This is a genomic window from Streptomyces sp. NPDC096339 (assembly GCF_044762985.1).
GTDB lineage: Bacteria > Actinomycetota > Actinomycetes > Streptomycetales > Streptomycetaceae > Streptomyces.
The window spans coordinates 1-16,288 of sequence record NZ_JBIWFI010000004.1 but is presented as its reverse complement, the minus strand read 5'-3'; the positions used below and the strand labels follow the sequence as shown (position 1 = coordinate 16,288).

Annotated in this window: 17 protein-coding genes and 1 rRNA gene; 9 read left to right on the top strand and 9 right to left on the bottom strand. The window is 71.1% G+C overall.

Annotated features, from left to right (window positions below; genetic code table 11):
• Window positions 1-244: 244 nt before the first annotated feature.
• Both ACIQ5Y_RS08360 and ACIQ5Y_RS08355 read right to left on the bottom strand, forming a co-directional pair.
• Entirely contained in the window at window positions 245-439 is a 195-nt protein-coding gene (locus tag ACIQ5Y_RS08360) for a hypothetical protein (RefSeq protein WP_384590815.1), read from the bottom strand.
• A gap of 150 nt (window positions 440-589) precedes the next feature.
• Complete coding sequence (locus ACIQ5Y_RS08355) at window positions 590-1,420, bottom strand: hypothetical protein (RefSeq protein ID WP_403876608.1); 831 nt, start codon at window positions 1,418-1,420, stop codon at window positions 590-592.
• Window positions 1,421-1,552: 132 nt separating this feature from the next.
• On the opposite strand from ACIQ5Y_RS08355, the gene ACIQ5Y_RS08350 reads away from it, so the two are divergent.
• Together ACIQ5Y_RS08350 and ACIQ5Y_RS08345 are read left to right on the top strand one after the other, a co-directional pair.
• Window positions 1,553-1,768, top strand: coding sequence for a hypothetical protein (locus tag ACIQ5Y_RS08350; protein ID WP_403876605.1), 216 nt, complete (start codon window positions 1,553-1,555; stop codon window positions 1,766-1,768).
• Window positions 1,769-1,842: 74 nt separating this feature from the next.
• Entirely contained in the window at window positions 1,843-2,061 is a 219-nt protein-coding gene (locus tag ACIQ5Y_RS08345; protein ID WP_403876603.1) for a hypothetical protein, read from the top strand.
• A gap of 130 nt (window positions 2,062-2,191) precedes the next feature.
• Here ACIQ5Y_RS08345 and ACIQ5Y_RS08340 read toward each other — a convergent pair whose 3' ends face one another.
• From ACIQ5Y_RS08340 to ACIQ5Y_RS08325, 4 genes are all read right to left on the bottom strand, one after another.
• On the bottom strand, window positions 2,192-2,932 hold the full coding sequence (locus ACIQ5Y_RS08340) for a phosphatase PAP2 family protein (protein ID WP_403876600.1): 741 nt from the start codon (window positions 2,930-2,932) through the stop codon (window positions 2,192-2,194).
• Between the two features lie 205 nt (window positions 2,933-3,137).
• Window positions 3,138-4,145: an NlpC/P60 family protein gene (locus ACIQ5Y_RS08335; protein ID WP_403877450.1), complete on the bottom strand. Its 1,008-nt coding sequence runs from the start codon at window positions 4,143-4,145 to the stop codon at window positions 3,138-3,140.
• A gap of 296 nt (window positions 4,146-4,441) precedes the next feature.
• On the bottom strand, window positions 4,442-5,236 hold the full coding sequence (locus tag ACIQ5Y_RS08330; protein WP_403876597.1) for a thioesterase family protein: 795 nt from the start codon (window positions 5,234-5,236) through the stop codon (window positions 4,442-4,444).
• Between the two features lie 62 nt (window positions 5,237-5,298).
• Entirely contained in the window at window positions 5,299-5,907 is a 609-nt protein-coding gene (locus ACIQ5Y_RS08325) for a LysE family translocator (RefSeq protein ID WP_403876595.1), read from the bottom strand.
• A 418-nt stretch (window positions 5,908-6,325) separates the two neighbouring features.
• Here ACIQ5Y_RS08325 and ACIQ5Y_RS08320 point away from each other — a divergent pair, with 418 nt between their 5' ends.
• Window positions 6,326-7,141 carry a pentapeptide repeat-containing protein gene (locus ACIQ5Y_RS08320; RefSeq protein WP_403876592.1) on the top strand — a complete coding sequence of 272 codons (816 nt, stop codon included), beginning with the start codon at window positions 6,326-6,328 and terminating at the stop codon, window positions 7,139-7,141.
• Between the two features lie 37 nt (window positions 7,142-7,178).
• Here the strand turns inward: ACIQ5Y_RS08320 and ACIQ5Y_RS08315 are convergent, their stop codons facing one another.
• Window positions 7,179-7,388, bottom strand: a complete 210-nt coding sequence (locus tag ACIQ5Y_RS08315) for a hypothetical protein (protein ID WP_403876589.1) — start codon at window positions 7,386-7,388, stop codon at window positions 7,179-7,181.
• Window positions 7,389-8,256: 868 nt separating this feature from the next.
• Here ACIQ5Y_RS08315 and ACIQ5Y_RS08310 point away from each other — a divergent pair.
• The 6 genes from ACIQ5Y_RS08310 (at window position 8,257) to ACIQ5Y_RS08285 (ending at window position 15,336) form a co-directional block, all read left to right on the top strand.
• Entirely contained in the window at window positions 8,257-8,565 is a 309-nt protein-coding gene (locus tag ACIQ5Y_RS08310) for a hypothetical protein (protein WP_008742356.1), read from the top strand.
• Between the two features lie 117 nt (window positions 8,566-8,682).
• On the top strand, window positions 8,683-9,519 hold the full coding sequence (locus ACIQ5Y_RS08305) for a hypothetical protein (RefSeq protein ID WP_403876586.1): 837 nt from the start codon (window positions 8,683-8,685) through the stop codon (window positions 9,517-9,519).
• On the top strand, window positions 9,509-10,825 hold the full coding sequence (locus tag ACIQ5Y_RS08300; RefSeq protein WP_403876584.1) for a hypothetical protein: 1,317 nt from the start codon (window positions 9,509-9,511) through the stop codon (window positions 10,823-10,825). Before ACIQ5Y_RS08305 ends, ACIQ5Y_RS08300 begins: the two co-directional genes overlap by 11 nt.
• Complete coding sequence (locus ACIQ5Y_RS08295) at window positions 10,822-12,381, top strand: SCO6880 family protein (protein ID WP_403876581.1); 1,560 nt, start codon at window positions 10,822-10,824, stop codon at window positions 12,379-12,381. The genes ACIQ5Y_RS08300 and ACIQ5Y_RS08295 overlap by 4 nt, the downstream gene beginning before the upstream one ends.
• A 19-nt stretch (window positions 12,382-12,400) precedes the next feature.
• Window positions 12,401-13,816: an ATP-binding protein gene (locus tag ACIQ5Y_RS08290; RefSeq protein ID WP_403876579.1), complete on the top strand. Its 1,416-nt coding sequence runs from the start codon at window positions 12,401-12,403 to the stop codon at window positions 13,814-13,816.
• Between the two features lie 2 nt (window positions 13,817-13,818).
• A complete protein-coding gene (locus ACIQ5Y_RS08285) occupies window positions 13,819-15,336 on the top strand; it encodes a type VI secretion protein (protein ID WP_403876576.1) in 1,518 nt (505 codons plus the stop codon).
• On the opposite strand, the gene ACIQ5Y_RS08280 is transcribed toward ACIQ5Y_RS08285, so the two are convergent.
• Both ACIQ5Y_RS08280 and rrf read right to left on the bottom strand, forming a co-directional pair.
• Window positions 15,333-15,899, bottom strand: a complete 567-nt coding sequence (locus ACIQ5Y_RS08280; protein WP_403876574.1) for a GNAT family N-acetyltransferase — start codon at window positions 15,897-15,899, stop codon at window positions 15,333-15,335. The genes ACIQ5Y_RS08285 and ACIQ5Y_RS08280 overlap by 4 nt on opposite strands.
• A gap of 128 nt (window positions 15,900-16,027) precedes the next feature.
• Window positions 16,028-16,144 (bottom strand): 5S ribosomal RNA (rrf, locus tag ACIQ5Y_RS08275).
• Between the last annotated feature and the right edge of the window lie 144 nt (window positions 16,145-16,288).

Sequence of the window (16,288 nt, the reverse complement as noted above, 5' to 3'; positions counted from 1 at the left end):
CCCAGCCCCCGCCGGCGTTCGAAGCGCACCTACCCAGCCCCGCCGGCGTTCGAAGCGCACCCACCCAGCCCCGCCGGCGTTCGAAGCGCACCCACCCAGCCCCGCCGGCGTTCGAGGCGCACCCACCCAGCCCCGCCGGCGTTTGAGGCGCGGGGTCTGGGGCGGAGCCCCAGGACGCGGCGGGAGGTCCGGAGCGAACCAGGCTCGGCGGGAGGGTCCGGGGCGGAGCCCCGGCAACGGCGCGTCAGCCGGACCAGATCCCCATCAGCACCTCGTCGATCCGGTCCTGGCTCAGCCGCTCCTCGGCCGCGGCCGACGCCGCGATGATCAGCTCACCGCACAGTTCGATCTCGGCCAGCGCCACGTGGTCCTGCACCGTCGTACCGCCTGCGGGAGTCACGCGTGTCACCTCAATCTGCCACCGGCCACCGGCCGTCATCGGTCATGCCGCATCACTCGCCGGCGCCCGGTCTCTCAGCGTAGGGAGAGCGCCCGGCGCCGCCCATGGCACGGAAGGACCATTTCCGGGCACCGGGCCATGGCCCGACCCGCCCGCCCCGACCCGCCCGACGGCACCGGCCCATGCCCACTACTCGGCGATCTTCCCTGCGTAGATGTCCCCACCGGCCGGCAGCACGACGGTCACCGGCGTCCCGAAGCCGTACAGCAGCGTCGTGGACGAGACATCGATCACGCCATCGTTGACGTACGTGAACCGGTGCCGGACCTTCCGCAGCCGCCCCTCCTCGTCCAGGTACGCGTCGAACGGCACGGTGTCCTTGCTGAACCCTTTCGCCGCCGCCTCCAGCGCCCCGCGCACCTCCGGGGAGGCGATCCGCGCGGCCCGCCCGATGTCCGTCGTCCCCCGGTAGTGCCGCACCTTGGTGCCCGCCACCTCGGTCTCCCCGACGTACGTCACTTCCTGCGCGCCCCGCAGCAGCTCCGCCGCGACCAGCGGATCGGTGGCCCCGCCCGTGACCAGGTTCCCGTCGGCGAGGGTCGTCGTGTCGACCCGGACCCACTTGTCGTCGGGCACGCCCGCGCCCCGGTTCTTCATGTACAGGGCCCCGGGCACGAGCAGCTCGGTGATGGGCCGGTGCTCGGCCTGCCCCTTCACGTCCGCGGGGAGCATGACCAGCAGCTGTCCCATCCGGTTCTTGAAGTCGACGCCGCCCTCGCCGCGGATCGTGACCCGGGTGCCGCCCGTCGCCATCTCCATGGCCGTACGGGCCCGCGCGCTGCCCGTCCTCGTCAGCGCGTCCGCGGCCCCGCGGACCACCGCCGCCGGGTCCCCGTGGGGCCTGTCGTCACTGCCGCCGCCCGCGCATCCGGCCAGCGCCGTGACGGCCAGGGTGACGCCGGCCGCGAGCACCGCCTCACCCGCACGCCCGCGCAGCCGCCTGTGCTGGTGCACCACCATCGCCTGCCAACCCCCAACGCGTGACCGCTGTCTGCCCGAGGCCCCCACCCGCTCCGGTTAACGAGGTCCGGGGTTTCCCGTCACGGCCCCCGGCCCTCCCGGAACCGCGCCCCGCCCGGGTACCGTTGGGGTGTGGAACCGTATATAGACGCGCCGTTGGTCCCTCCGCTTGTCTCCGTACCGCTCCAGCACCCGCAATTGCCGCCGCAGCCGCCCGCCGGGCACACCACCTCCACCGCCGAGCGGGGCTCGTTCTGTCTGGCCGTGTGCAGCTGCGGCTGGAAGGGCCCGGCCCGCCGCTCCCGCGACCTGGCCCGCAAGGACGCCTCCCGGCACACGGCCCCCTAGGGCGCCTGGGCCGGGGGTCACCCGTTCGGACGACTCGGCTGGCCGGGTCGTACCGGAGCCGATGCCCTGGACTCATGCCAGGACCCGCAGCCCGCCTCGCCGCCCTCCTCTGGGCCCTGCTCATCGTGTCCGCCCCGGCCGCCGCGGCCTGGGCCAGACCGGTCGGCTCGGCGGAGGGGCCGGGCGACGTGGCCCTGGCCGTGGGACTCACCGTCCTCGCCGCCCTGGCGACCGGCCTGTGGCTGCGCTCCCGCTACCGCCGCGGCGGCGATGCCGACGGCGGCGACCCGTGACCCCCCGCTCCCGCCCGACGGCGGTACGGATGTGCTTCGGCGCGGCGGGGCTGTGCCTGCTGGCGGCCGTACTGCTCGGCGTATGGAGGCTGTACGGCTAGTGCGGTCGGACCCTGGGTACCGCCCGAGCTCAGGCAGCGAGGTCGCTCTCGTGCGTGCGATGCTCGGCCGCCGGGTTCTGCGGCTGTGCCAGCCCGACCGGCTTCGGCAGCATCCGCTCCTTGGCCCGTACGAGCCGTCCCAGGCGCGGGGCCCGGGCGACGGCCCGCACGACGGGGTTCAGCAGGGCCATCGCGAGCGGTGCGAGGACGAGGACGACGGCGGTGCCGAGCGCGAAGCCGCCGATGACGTCCGTCGGGTAGTGGACCCCCATGTACACGCGGCACGCGCCCTCGGCGAGGGCCAGCCCGATCCCCAGCAGCCCGAGCCTCCGGTTGGCCACGAACAGGCCGATCCCCAGGGCCATCGCGAGGGTGGCGTGGTCGCTGACGAAGGAGAACCGGGCGTCGCCGAACTCGGCGCCGAGGCGCGCCCCGAGACCGGGGTCGAGCACCTGGAGCCCTTCGTGCTGTGCGAACGGCCGCGGCCGCCGGACGAATTCGCGCAGCGGCACGTTCACGAGGAGGGCCAGGCCCGCCGCCAGCGGGGCCCACACCAGCGCGGTGAACGACTCGACGGCCGCGGCCTCGTCCTGGCGGCGCGCACCGCACCAGCACCACAGGACCAGGAGCACCAAGGCCAGCGGAATCACGTACTCACCGGCCAGACCGATCGCCCGGTCCAGCCAGCTCGGGGCCTGCCGGGCCGCGCCGTTGATCTCGTACAGCAGGCTGACATCCACATTCGGCCCACTGCTCGTGAGTCCAGCCATGGTGATGCGGCCCCTTGCTCTTGCCGTGGTTCCCCTGCGGACGCACGCCGGTGTGCGCCCCTTCGCCCCCCGTTTTGATCAAGCCCCGTGTCCATGGAACGCCCGTTCTGGCAAGTACGTTCCACTCTCCACCGAATGATCACTCCAACGTTATCGAAGAGTGACTCATCGTCGCAGCTCAGGGCCTTTGGTTCACGGAGAGTTGCTAGGGTGCCGCGCTCGCCCCGGCCCGCTCCGGAAGGGCCTCCGCGCCGTCCTTCGTGACGCGCGTGGCGCCGAAGTAGTCGGGCGTGTCGATCTTGTCGAAGCGGATGACCGCGCCGGTGTAGGGAGCGTTGATCATATAGCCGCCCCCCACGTAGAGCCCCACGTGACGAATCTCCCGAGAATTCGTCAGATCATCGGAGAAGAACACCAAGTCGCCCGGAAGCAGTTGATCCCGCGAAGGGTGCGGACCGGCGTTGTACTGGTCGTTCGCCACACGCGGCAGCTGGATCCCCACCGTCTCGTACGCGGCCTTGGTCAGCCCCGAGCAGTCGAACCGCCCGTCCTGGTCGGGCGTTCCGTTGCCGCCCCACAAGTACGGGGTGCCGAGCTGCTTCTGCGCGAAGTAGATCGCCCCGGCGGCCTGTTGGGAGGGCGCGACCCGGCCGACGGGCCGGGCGAAGCTCTTCGCCAGGCTGGTGATCGTCTTCACGTACCCCTGGGTCTCCTTGTACGGGGGCACCCCGCCGTACTTGATGACCGCGTACGCCCCGGCGTTGTAGGCGGCGAGCATGTTCGACGCCGGGTCACCGGGCACGCTCGCGACGTCCTTGGCCAGCTCGCAGTCGTACGAGGCCGCCGAGGGGATCGCGTCGTTCGGATCCCAGATGTCCCGGTCCCCGTCCCCGTCCCCGTCGATGCCGTGGCCCGCCCACGTACCCGGGATGAACTGCGCGATACCGCGCGCGTCCGCCGGGCTGACGGCACTCGGGTTCCAGCCGCTCTCCGAGTACAGCTGCGCCGCGAGCAGCGCCGGGTTGACGGCCGGGCAGAGGTTGCCCCACTTCTCCACCAGCGCCTGGTACTTCGCGGGCACCGCCCCCTTGGCGAGGCCCACCGCACTGGCGCCGGCGCCCGCGCGCCCCAGTCCCGCCGCGGCGGAGTAGGTACCGACGACGATCAACACGAGGAAGCTCAGGCACAGCCCGATCCCGATCCCGCCGGCCATCCAGAATCTGCGCACCCGTCAACCCTCCCCCATCGCTGTCGCTTTCGGACGCGATTCGACCGTGTCGCCTGTCCTACTACCCCACTTGCCATCTTTGACGGACAGCGGACGGGCGTCCAGTCCCTCCCGGTACGCGAACGCACCAGTGGGCCGAGCGCGGCGCAGGGTGCGACAAGCACGGAGGGGCCGAACGATCCGAACGAGCCGGACGACCGCCTGAGCAACCACCTGGACAACCACCTGGGCAACCACCTGGGCAACCGCCTGGACAACCACCCAAGCAACTACCTGAGCAACTACCTGGGCGCGACGAACAGACTCTGCGCGCTCCGCCCGACCGGCCCCTTCTCGTCGTGCAGCCGCGCGTCCGCCAGCCCGATCCCGCCCGCGTCCACACTGGTCGCGGCCTCCACGCAGACCCACTCGCCCACGGGATGGCGGTGGAGGTGGACGGTCAGGTCACCGTTGATGAAGACGAAGCGCCGGAAGTCCATCACCGAACTGATGCCGTTGCCCGAGTCTGCGGCGACCAGCACCCGGTCCAGCGCCCTGGGCTCCTCCCCCGCCAGCAACGGCACCCTCATCCGCATCCAGCAGGTGCCCGGCCCCGGCTCGACGAACGCGCCCTCGACGAACCGGGTCTCCATCGCCGTGTGGTAGCCGACGTCCCACGGCACCGGGAAGAACGGGGTCTGCGCCACCTCCCCAGGCGAAGGCAGCACCGGCGCCGGCACCACCGCCGGCACGGCCTCCTCGGCGACCCTGATCCGCAGGGCCCGCGCGAGCATCACCGGAGCCTCGGCTCCCTCCGGCGTGAGCGCGGCCTCCACGACCTCGGTACTGCGGCCGGCCCGGAGCACGCTCGTGGTGATCTCCAGCGCGCCGATCGGCACCGGGCGCAGGATCTCGTACGTGATCCGCGCGATCCTCATGTCCGTGCGCGCGCCCGGCCGTTCCTCAACCGCCCGCCCGAGCAGCGCGGCGGGCGGCCCGGCGTGCTGCGACCGCGCGTCCCACGGCCCCCTCGTGTACTCGGTGGCGGCGAACCGCCCCGCATCCACCCGTTCGTAGAACCCCTCGACAGCGCCCATGCGGCCTCACGCTACCGACAGGTAACCTCCGGCACCACCCCCACACCGCGCACCCCGCACCCTCAACGGGCGAACCCCAGCCCCACCCCCAGCCCCACCAGCACCGACCCGATGGCCCGGTTCAGCGTCTTCTGCGCCTTCAGCATCCGCTCGCGCAGCCGGGAGTCGGAGAAGAACAACGCCACCGCCCCGAACCACCCCAGATGCGCCGCCGACATGAACAGCCCGTACCCCGCCTGCTGCCACACCGGCGTGTCCGGCCCGACCACCTGCGTGAACGTCGACACCACGAACAGCGTCGTCTTCGGGTTCAACACATTGGTCAAGAACCCCGACCGCAACGCCCCGGCCCGCGTCAGCTCCGGCTTCGACTCCAGGTCCACGGCCACCGTGTCCCGCGCGCGGAAGGTCTTCACGCCGATCCACACCAGATACGCCGCGCCCGCCAGCTTGATCGCCGTGAACAGCGCGGTGGAGGAGGCGATCAGCAACCCGACCCCGAGCATCGTGTACGTGACGTGGACCAGCACCCCGGCGGCGACCCCGGCGGCGGCGAACAGCCCGGTGGGCCGCCCGTAGAGGTAACTGTTGCGGACCACCATGGCGAAATCGGCGCCGGGACTGATCACGGCGAGAAGGGTGATGACTGCGACTGCGATCACTTCTGTCATGCACCGATCCTGAGCCCCCACCCGACCCACCCTCAACCACTTTCAACCCACCCACACCCCCCAACCCACCCGTCCCCTCCAGCCCGCCCGGCCCCTCCAGCCCGTCCGGCGTTTGAGGACCGGGGTCCGGGGCGGAGCCCCGGGTCTTTCAGCCTCGCCGGCGTCTGAGGCAGGGGGTACCCCCAGCGGTAGCTGGGGGAGGGTCCGGGCGGAGCCCGGGGAACGGTGGAAGGGCGGGTAGGGGACAGGCCCCGCGCAGCGGCACCCACCCGCGGCCCCGAGCGGGAAGCGACCGGCACGGCAGTACGCGCGACAAGGGGCCCCACCCCGGCAGCAGGAGGCACACCCGCCACCGGCACCACCCACCACCCACGCATCCAAATGCGGCCGCCCTCCCCCCACAGGTCACAATGAACCGGTGGCCATCCCTCCCGCCCTCCCCGTACTGCAAGCCGACTGCTCGAACTGCTTCGCGCTCTGCTGCGTCGCCCTCCCCTTCGCCAAGTCGAACGACTTCGCCGTGAACAAGCCCGCCGGAACCCCCTGCAAGAACCTCCGGCAGGACTTCCGCTGCGGCATCCACACCCAGCTGCGCGACAAGGGCTTCCAGGGCTGCACAGTCTTCGACTGCTTCGGCGCGGGCCAGCAGGTCTCCCAGGTGACCTTCGGCGGCCGCGACTGGCGCACCGGCCCCGACACGGCCCGCCCGATGTTCGAGGTCTTCCCGGTGATGCGGCAGCTGCACGAGCTGCTCTTCTACCTCGCCGAGGCCCTCACCCTCCCCGCCGCCGCCCCGCTCCACCCGGACCTGCGGCGCGTGCTCGACACCACGGAGGAGTGGACGCGAGCCGACGCCGCCGCCCTCGTGGCCCTGGACGTGTCCGCCCTCCGCCAGGACGCGAACGCCCTCCTCCTCAAGACCAGCGAACTCGTACGGGCCAAGGTGCCGGGCCGCAGGAAGAACCACCGCGGCGCCGACCTGATGGGCGCCCGCCTCGCCGGCGCCGACCTGCGCGGCGCGAACCTCCGCGGCGCCTACCTGATCGCCGCCGACCTCCGCCGCGCCGACCTCCGTACCGCGGACATGATCGGCGCCGACCTCCGCGACGCCGACCTCCGCGACGCGGACCTGCGCGGGGCCGTCTTCCTCACCCAGCCCCAGCTGGCCGCCGCCCGGGGCAACGCGGGAACCCGCATCCCCGCCACCCTCACCCGCCCCGCCCACTGGACCTGACAACCACAGCCCCGCAACGGCGGCGCGCCCGCGCACCTCAGGGCCGGACGATGGCCGTCCACCCCGAAGGGCAGGTCACGACGCCCGCCGTGTGCGTGCAGAAGTTCTCGTAGATGTCACCCGTGGTCGTGAGCACCTTGATCCGCACCGTGTTGCCCTCGCTGGCGATGGACACGCTGCACGCGTTCCTCGGGTAGCCCGGGTTCGCCGCCGTGGTGAGGTTCTTCCAGGAGTAGGGCCCCGGCACGGGGTTCACGGTCCGCCGCCCGATGAAGGTCCGCCCCCGGTCCAGTGCCGCGGTGAACTCCAGGTTGGCCGTGCCCCGGACCGTGTCGATGTCCGAGCACGGCCCCGGCGCACCCGGCGCGCCCGGCCGCCCGGGAGGCCCTGCCGGACCCCGGTCGCCCTTGGGCCCCTTCGGCCCCGGTGGCCCCTTCGGCCCCCGCGCCCCCCGCGGCCCCACACACCCCTCAGCACCGACCTCCGGCGTGGCCCTCACCTCCTCCTTCCCGGCCGCTCTCAAGCCGTCGTCACACCCCCAACCCCCCAAGCCCTCCGCAGCCGCCGAAGCCAAAGCCGAAACCGACGCCGACGCCGACGCCGACGCCGAAGCCGAAGCCGAAGCCGAAACACCCGTAAACCCAAGCGCCAACGGCACCGCCAGACCACCGGCCAGCCATGCACGCCGACCCGCCCTGATTGCCGAACCCATCCGTCCACTCCTCGTGTCGCCGTTCCGAACGACCGGAGCATCACCCGCATTAGCGCGTACGGATGGAATGACTGTCGGAATGTCGGACATATGTCAGCGAGACGGCCCAACGACACACCCCCGCACTCCGCCGAACGGCGGCCCCTCACCCCACCCCCCGCACGCCGAGACGGCGATCATTGCCCGGGGTCACCCCCCGTGATACACACAGTGATCACACGCACATTCGCATACCCACCATCCGTGCCCAGGTCAGAGCGCACGGTCGGGTCACAGGCTGGGACATCGGGTAAAGAGAGCCGTCAAGTCGACGACGACGGCGGTTTCATCAGCGAAGATAGTGAGTGACCCCTGCCGTCGGGCACGGGCTACCGGAACTACCCATACAGGGGCGGTGAGTTACATGATCCTGGCAGCCGAAAAGGGCGACATCACCACCATCATCGGCGGAATCGCCCCGAACTGGGGGCCGTTCGGCAGTCTCGGCAACGAAGCGAAGGTCATGATCGAAGTGGTCATGGCCGTGGCGATCCTCCTCTGCCTCGGCATCGCCATCTGGGGCGCGGCCAAGCAGCGCATCGGCGCGACCGCGCTGCGCGACACGTTCAGCGCGGAACAGGGCAAAGGCCTCATCGTGGCCGGCCTGACCGGAGTCTTCATCATCGGCTCCCTCGGGACGCTCTTCACGATCGTCTACGGGATGGCCGTCTAGCCGCACCACCCACCCAGCGGGGCCACGGCAGCAACGGCACCTGATGAGGAATCACCACACCGCGCCTGCGCGGGAACCAGCGCTACCGTCGTACGACGCGGAGGGGGCCGACACGGAATGAGCAACGACGACCACTACGGCGGCGGCAACGGCGGCTACGGCGAGGTCGGCGGCACGGGCCAGACCCGCACCCGCCTCCCGGACGCGCCCGCCGACCCCTACGGTCCGGCCCGCCGCGCCCCCCGCGCATCCCGCAGCCTGATCACGGTGGTCGGCGTCGTGGTGCTCCTGATCGCCGCCATCGCGTTCGCGAACCAGGCCCCGGACGGCACCCAGGACAAACCCGCGGACAACGCCCCGGCCGCCTCCTCCACGGCGGCCACGGGCACCAACCCCGTCACCGGCAAAGCAGCCGGCATCCCCCGCGGCTTCGCCCACGACGAACAGGGCGCCCAGTCCGCGGCCGCCAACTACGCGGTGGCCCTGGGCTCCGACGGCATGTTCAAGAAGAACACCCGACACGCCCTCGTCGACGGGATCTACACACCCGAAGCGGCAGCGCGCCTGAAGGGCCCTCAGGACGAGGCGTACTCGGCCGCGTTCCTCGCCAAGCTCGGACTCGACGCGAACGGAAACCCACCGCAGGGGAGCACCTTCGTGACCCGGGCCGTCCCCATCGGCACCCGAGTCGAGAGCTACACCCCGACCGGCGCCAAGATCGCCGTCTGGTACACGGGTCTGATCGGCATGTCCGGCGCCAAGTCCACCGACCCGGTCCGCACCCTCTGGAAGACCTGGACCTTCGAACTGAGCTGGATCGGCGAGGACTGGAAGGTCTCCGTCGACACCCAGCAGGACGGGCCCGCCCCGGTTCCCGGCGATGTCCCCGTGTCGACGTCCGACGACATGAGCAAGGCCATCAAGGAATTCGGAGGATTCACCTATGCCCGCTAGCCGTCGGCTCCCCGCCCGGCTGGGCGTGATCGCCTCTGCCCACCTGGCCCTCGCGACCCTGGCCACCCGCGCCTACGCGGCCCCCAGCCCAACCCCGACGCCCACGCCCACGCCGACACCCACGGGCAACAAGGACTGTGAACTCCTCGTCGGCTCGGCCAAGGACTACTGCGAGAAGGGCTCCGGAGCCGCTCCCCGCACCGGCCTCGCCCCGAGCGACCCCACCGACGCCCTCAACCCCCTAGCCTCCCTGGCCAAAGGCTGCGCCGACGCCGCCTCCTGGATCGTCGCCAAACTCAGCGAAGCGGTAAAGGGCAGCGCCAACGTCGACTTCACCAACCCCGCCTTCCTCAAGCAGTACTCCGTCGTCTTCGCCGCCTCCACCATCCTCACCCTCGTCCTCTGGCTCTTCGCCGTGGCCAAACGAGCCGTCCGCGGCGTCCCCCTGACCACCGCCCTCTCCGAAGCCATCGGCTTCCTCTGGCTCACGGTCCTCGCCTCCGCCTTCACCCCCCTCATCCTCTACACCGTCGTCTCCGCCACCGACGGAGTCACCGAGGTCATCGCCTCCGCCACCGGCGGCCAGACCGACGTCTTCTTCGGCTCCTTCTCCGAAGCCCTCAAGAAGGGCGACGACATCGGCGGCGGCCCGATCATGCTGATCGTCGTCTCTCTCGTCACGGTCCTCGCCGCCGGCATCCTGTTCCTGGAGCTCTTCATCCGGGCCGCCCTCCTCTACGTGGGCGCCCTCCTCGGCGTAGTCGTCTACTCCGGCCTCGTCGACCGCAACCTCTGGGGCCACGTCCGCCGCTGGGCCGGCATCATGATCGCCGTCATCCTCGTGAAGCCGGTCATCGTCATCGTCCTCGGCCTCGCCGGCGCCCTGACCGGCGAAAAGGGCCCCAACGCCTTCTCCGCCGTCGTCACCGGCCTCGCCATCATCCTCCTGGCGATCTTCGCCTCCGCCGTGATCTACCGCTTCGTCCCCGGCTTCGGCGACGAGATCGCCTCCGCCCGCGCCGGCCGCAGCAAGGCCACCGACGGCGCCCAGGCAGCCGCCGTCATCAGCTCCCCGGCCTCCCTCGTCTCCCAGGGCATCAAGACCCACAGCAGCCGCGGTGCCCACCGCGGCGGCGACGGCGGGGCGGCCAACGCCGCCCGTCCCGCCAACCCCATCTCCGGAGGCGTGGCCGCCCACAGCAGCCGCCCCACCGGCAGCGGAGCCGGCGGCGGAACTGTCCCCTCCGCCGCACCCGCGCCCCGCACGAGCTCCAGCACGAGGAACACAGGAGGTGACGGGCGTTGACGACCCAGTCCCACCAGCTGCACCCGGTCGCGCCCCGCCGCACGTATCTCATCGGCCGCGCCCGGCCGAACGCGATCGTCGGCAAGAACCGCGAGACCGGCGAGATCGCCCTGATCATCGCGGGGGCGTTCCTCGGCATGATGAGCGGACTGCTCGTCCCCGACCTCACCCTGCGCATCGTCAGCCTCGCCGGCTTCCCCATGCTCGCGCTCGCCGCCGTGTACGTCCCCTACCGCGGCCGCACCTTCTACAAGTGGTTCGAGATCAACCGCAGCTACAAGCGCACCCTGCGCCGCGGCACCACGTACCGCTCCACCGCCATGGAAGCCGGCACCCGCGCCGCCGACGGCCGCGAGGTCGAGATCGGCCCGCCCCCCGGCATCGGCCGCATCAGCTGGCTCGCCGCCCCCTTCGGCCCCGACGAGATCGCCGTACTCCTCCACGCGGACCGCCGCACCGTCACCGCGGCCATCGAGATCGAGGGCCCCGGCGTCGGCCTGCGCGACAGCGAGGACCAGGAGGCCCTCGTCGACCGCTTCGGCACCCTCCTCAAGCACGTCGCCAACGGCGACGGCTTCGTCACCCGCCTCCAGATGCTCGCCCGCACCCTCCCCGCGGACCCCGACGCCCACGCCAAGGACGTCGCCCAGCGCGGCGACACCAACGCCCCCGGCTGGCTGCGCGACTCGTACGACCAGCTGCAGTCGATGGTGTCCACCTCCTCCGAGCAGCACCGCGCGTACCTCGTCGCCTGCATGCACTACTCGCGCGAACTCGCCGCCGAAGCCCACACCATCGCCCGCGCCGGCTCCCCCAAGGGCCGCAAGCTCGACCGCGACGCCGGCCTCGCCATCGTCATGGCCCGCGAACTCACCGACATCTGCGCCCGCCTCGCCGAGGCCGACATCCGCGTCCGCCAGCCCCTGGGCCAGGGCCGCCTCGCCTCCCTCGTGCACTCCATGTACGACCCGGACCACCCCATCGACCACATCCAGGCCATGACCAAGCGCAACGCCTGGCCCGCCGAACTCGACGCGGTCGAACCCACCTACCTCCAGGCCAAGACCCGCGAGTCCTCCACCCGCGCCCCCTGGTGCCACGCCACCGCCTGGGTGAAGGAGTGGCCGATGACCCCCGTCGGCGTCAACTTCCTCGCCCCGCTCCTCGTCCACACCCCCGACGTGATCCGCACCGTCGCCGTCACCATGGACCTGGAACCCACCGAGATCGCCATCGAGCGCATGCTCACGGAGAAGACGAACGACGAGGCCGACGCCAGCCGCGCCGCCAAGATGAACCGCACCGTCGACCCCCGCGACATCGCCGCCCACGGACGGCTCGACCAGAGGGGTGAAGATCTCGCCAGCGGCGCTGCGGGAGTCAACCTGGTCGGGTACATCACGGTGTCCTCGCGATCACCCGAAGCCCTCGCCCGCGACAAGCGCACCATCCGCGCCTCCGCCGGCAAGTCCTACCTGAAACTCGAATGGTGCGACCGCGAGCACCACCGCGCCTTCGTCAACACCTTGCCGTTCGCCACCGGCATCCGACGCTAGCTGGAGGGAAGTTCCGCACATGCGAGATCCCATGTCCGCGCTGACGGACGCCTTCACCAGCTTCCTGTTCGGCAAGGTCGAAACCACGCGCCTGCCCGTACGCACCTCCACCGGGCAGGCGCAGGCCGTCTACCTGCCCACCGCCGCGCCCGGACTCGGCGACTCCGGCGTCATCATCGGCCGCGAGGTCTACAGCGGCAAGGGCTACATCTACGACCCCTTCCAGCTGTACGGCCAGCAGCTCCCGGCCCCCCACTGGCTGGTCCTGGGCGAATCCGGCAACGGAAAGTCCGCCCTCGAGAAGACCTACGTCCTGCGCCAGCTCCGCTTCCGCGACCGCCAGGTCGTCGTCCTCGACGCCCAGGGCGAAGACGGCGTCGGCGAGTGGAACCTGATCGCCCAGCAGCTGGGAATAACCCCCATCCGCCTGGACCCGATCGCCGCCAACGACTCGGGCATCCGCCTCAACCCCCTCGACCCGGCGATCACCACGACCGGTCAGCTCGCGCTGCTCCGCACCATCATCGAAGTCGCCATGGGCCACGGCCTCGACGAACGCTCCGGCTTCGCCCTGAAGGTCGCCCACGCCTACGTCGTCGACAGCATCCGGGACCGCCAGCCCGTCCTCACCGACATCGTGGAACAACTGCGCCACCCCGAAGCCGAATCGGCCCTCGCGATGAACGTCGACATAGACGATGTCCGCGCCTGGGGCCTCGACGTCGCGCTCGTCCTCGACCGCCTCGTCGACGGCGACCTCCGCGGCATGTTCGACGGCCCCACCACCGTCGGCATCGACCTCGACGCGCCCCTCATCGTCTTCGACCTGTCCCACATCGACCGCAACTCCATCGCCATGCCCATCCTCATGGCGATCGTCGGCGTCTGGCTGGAACACACCTGGATCCGACCCGACCGCAAGAAGCGCATCTTCCTCGTCGAAGAGGCCTGGCACATCATCAACAGCCCCTTCGTGGCCCAGCTGTTCCAGCGCCTCCTCAAGTTCGGCCGCCGCCTCGGCCTGTCCTTCGTCGCCGTCGTCCACCACCTCTCGGACGTCGTCGACGGCGCGGCCGCCCGCGAAGCCGCGGCCATCCTCAAGATGGCCTCGACCCGCACCATCTACGCCCAGAAAGCGGACGAGGCCCGCGCGACCGGCCGCGTCCTGGGCCTGCCCCGCTGGGCGGTCGAGATCATCCCCACCCTCACCCCCGGCATCGCCGTATGGGACGTCAACGGCAACGTCCAGGTGGTCAAACACCTGATCACCGAGGCCGAACGCCCCCTCGTCTACACCGACCGCGCGATGACGGAGTCCTCGGCCCCGGTGCTCCCAGCCGACATGCTGGCCGCGGAACTCGAGGCGGAGGAAAGGGCCCTGTCGATGGAACGCCATCGCAACAACGGCCCCGGCTCGGCGACCACGGTGGCCTGACCGTGTCCAACGCCAGAGGTACGGAGCCCACGGCCCGGGCCGGCGGAATCCCCGACGGGGTTCTCGTCGGCCTCCTGGCCTTCCTCCTCGGCCTCGCCGTCCTGGTCTGGTCGGCCACCGGCCTGGCGGCCCTCTTCGCCAAGGGCACCTGGCCGGCCACGGTCACCTTCACCCGCACCCCGGGAGCCGTCCGCGCCCTGATAGCGCAACCCCACGACATCCCGGCCGCATGGCCGGACACCAACCCGGAAGCCCTCTCCGGTTGGGGACTCTTCTGGGGCCTGTTCATCAGCCAGCTCCTCATCCTGCTGGTCCTGACGATCTTCACGATGGGCGTCGTCGCCCGTACCAAGGCCCGCCGCACCCTCGCGAAACACCACCCGGCCCCTGTACCCGCACCCGCCCCGGCCGAGCCCCCGCACCCGGCCCCTTCCCCCACGGCTTCCGTACCCGCTCAGGCACCTGCCCCCGCCGAGCCCTCGCACACGAACGCGGCCCCCTCACCAACCCCGGCCCCGGCCCACGCTCCCTCGGCAGCAGTCCGCCGGCCCACCACGGACGAGGCCTACCGCTACGGATTCGGCTACGCCCCCGCGGCCACCACCCCGACTCCCCGCCTCGCCTACGGCGGACCGGCCGAGCGTCACCACACCGCCCTCCAGGCCATCACGGCAGCCGAGGGCGCGGCCCTGGTCGTCACCTCCTCCCCCGTCCTCTGGTCGGAGACCAAGGACGCCCGAGCCAAAATGGGCCCGGTCCTCCTCTACGACCCCTCCCACCTGTGCGACACCCCGGCCCGCATGCACTGGAACCCGGCCGAGGGCTGCGCCGACCGCGACACCGCCGCCGCCCGGGCGATCGCCCTCCTGGCCCCCGTACGCCCGCAGGCCCGCCTCGACGCCGCCCTCACCCACACGGCGGAAACGCTCCTGCGCAGCTGGCTCCAGGCAGCCGCCCTCGACGACCGCCCGTTCAAGCAGCTCCACCGCTGGACCCAGGGCAACAACGCCCAGGACCCCGTCCGGATCCTGCGCACCCACCCCCAGGCGGCCCCCGGTGCGGCCGGCGAACTGGAGAGCGCCCTCACGGCCCACCCCGAACGCCGCGAACAGGCCCTCCAACTGACGGCCCGCGCCCTGTCCGCCCTGACCTCGATCCACATCCGCGAGGCCTGCAACCCGAATCGAACCGATTCCCTGACCCTGGCTTCGTTCGTGGCCGAGGGGGGCACCCTCTACGTGGTGGGCGAACCCCTGGAAGACCCCCGCACCCACCCGGGTGCGATGCCTTTCCTCACCGCACTCGCCGCTCACGTGGTCGAGCACGGCCGCCGCATGGCCGCACGGTCATCCCACGGTCGGCTCGACCCACCACTCACCCTGGTCCTGGAGGACGTGGCGGCCGTCGCCCCGATCCCCCAGCTCCCAGAACTCCTGACGGACGACGCGCTCCCCCTCGTCGCCCTGTGCCGCAGCCGCGAACAGGCCCGCTCCCGCTGGCCGGAAGCGATCCTCCCTTAGCCGACGGGCACGGCCGGCCGCGTGAAGACGTACTCCCGCTCCTTGGCACCGGTCTCCAGCGGTACCAGCACACCACTCGACTCGAACCCGTACCGCCGGTAGAAGGCCTCGGCCCTGGCGTTGTCCTCGTGCACGAACAGCCGCACCCGCTCGGTCACCGGCTCCTCCAGCGACCAGGCCCACTCCAGCGCGGCATCGAACAGCCTCTCCACCAGCCCGCTGCCCCGCTGCTCGGGCCGTACGAACACGCCGACCACGTGGCCCTGCTGCTGCTCGACGACCTCCCCGAAGTAGTCGGTCGCGCCCTGTGCCTCGATGAGCACGGTCGCGGACCCGACCCAACGCCCGTCGCCGGCCTCGGCGATGAACTGCCTGGCACCACGCCCCTCGGCAGCCCCCGCAGCCCGCTGCTGCCAGAACGCGTCCTCCTGGGACAGCGCATTCTCCTCGGTCTCGAGGAAGGCCACGGCCGCAGCCGGATCCCGCAGCGCGACCAACCGCAGCTCCTTGACCTTCTCCCACTCGTCGCCCCGTACGGCCCTGATCACGTAGTCATCGCTCATGCCCGGATCCTAACGACGCCCACACCGCGGGCTCACTCCAATTTCCCGGCCGGGCATCCGACCCGTAAACGCAGAAAAGCCCCGCACCGAACCCTGAAGGGCTGGTGCGGGGCTTTCCCACAATGATTGTTCGGCGGCGTCCTACTCTCCCACAGGGTCCCCCCTGCAGTACCATCGGCGCTGAAAGGCTTAGCTTCCGGGTTCGGAATGTAACCGGGCGTTTCCCTAACGCTATGACCACCGAAACACTATGAAATTTACGAATGCTGGTGTGTAATCACAGCCGTTCGTTATTTCAGAACTAACACAGTGGACGCGAGCAACTGAGGACAAGCCCTCGGCCTATTAGTACCAGTCAGCTTCACCCGTTACCGGGCTTCCACATCTGG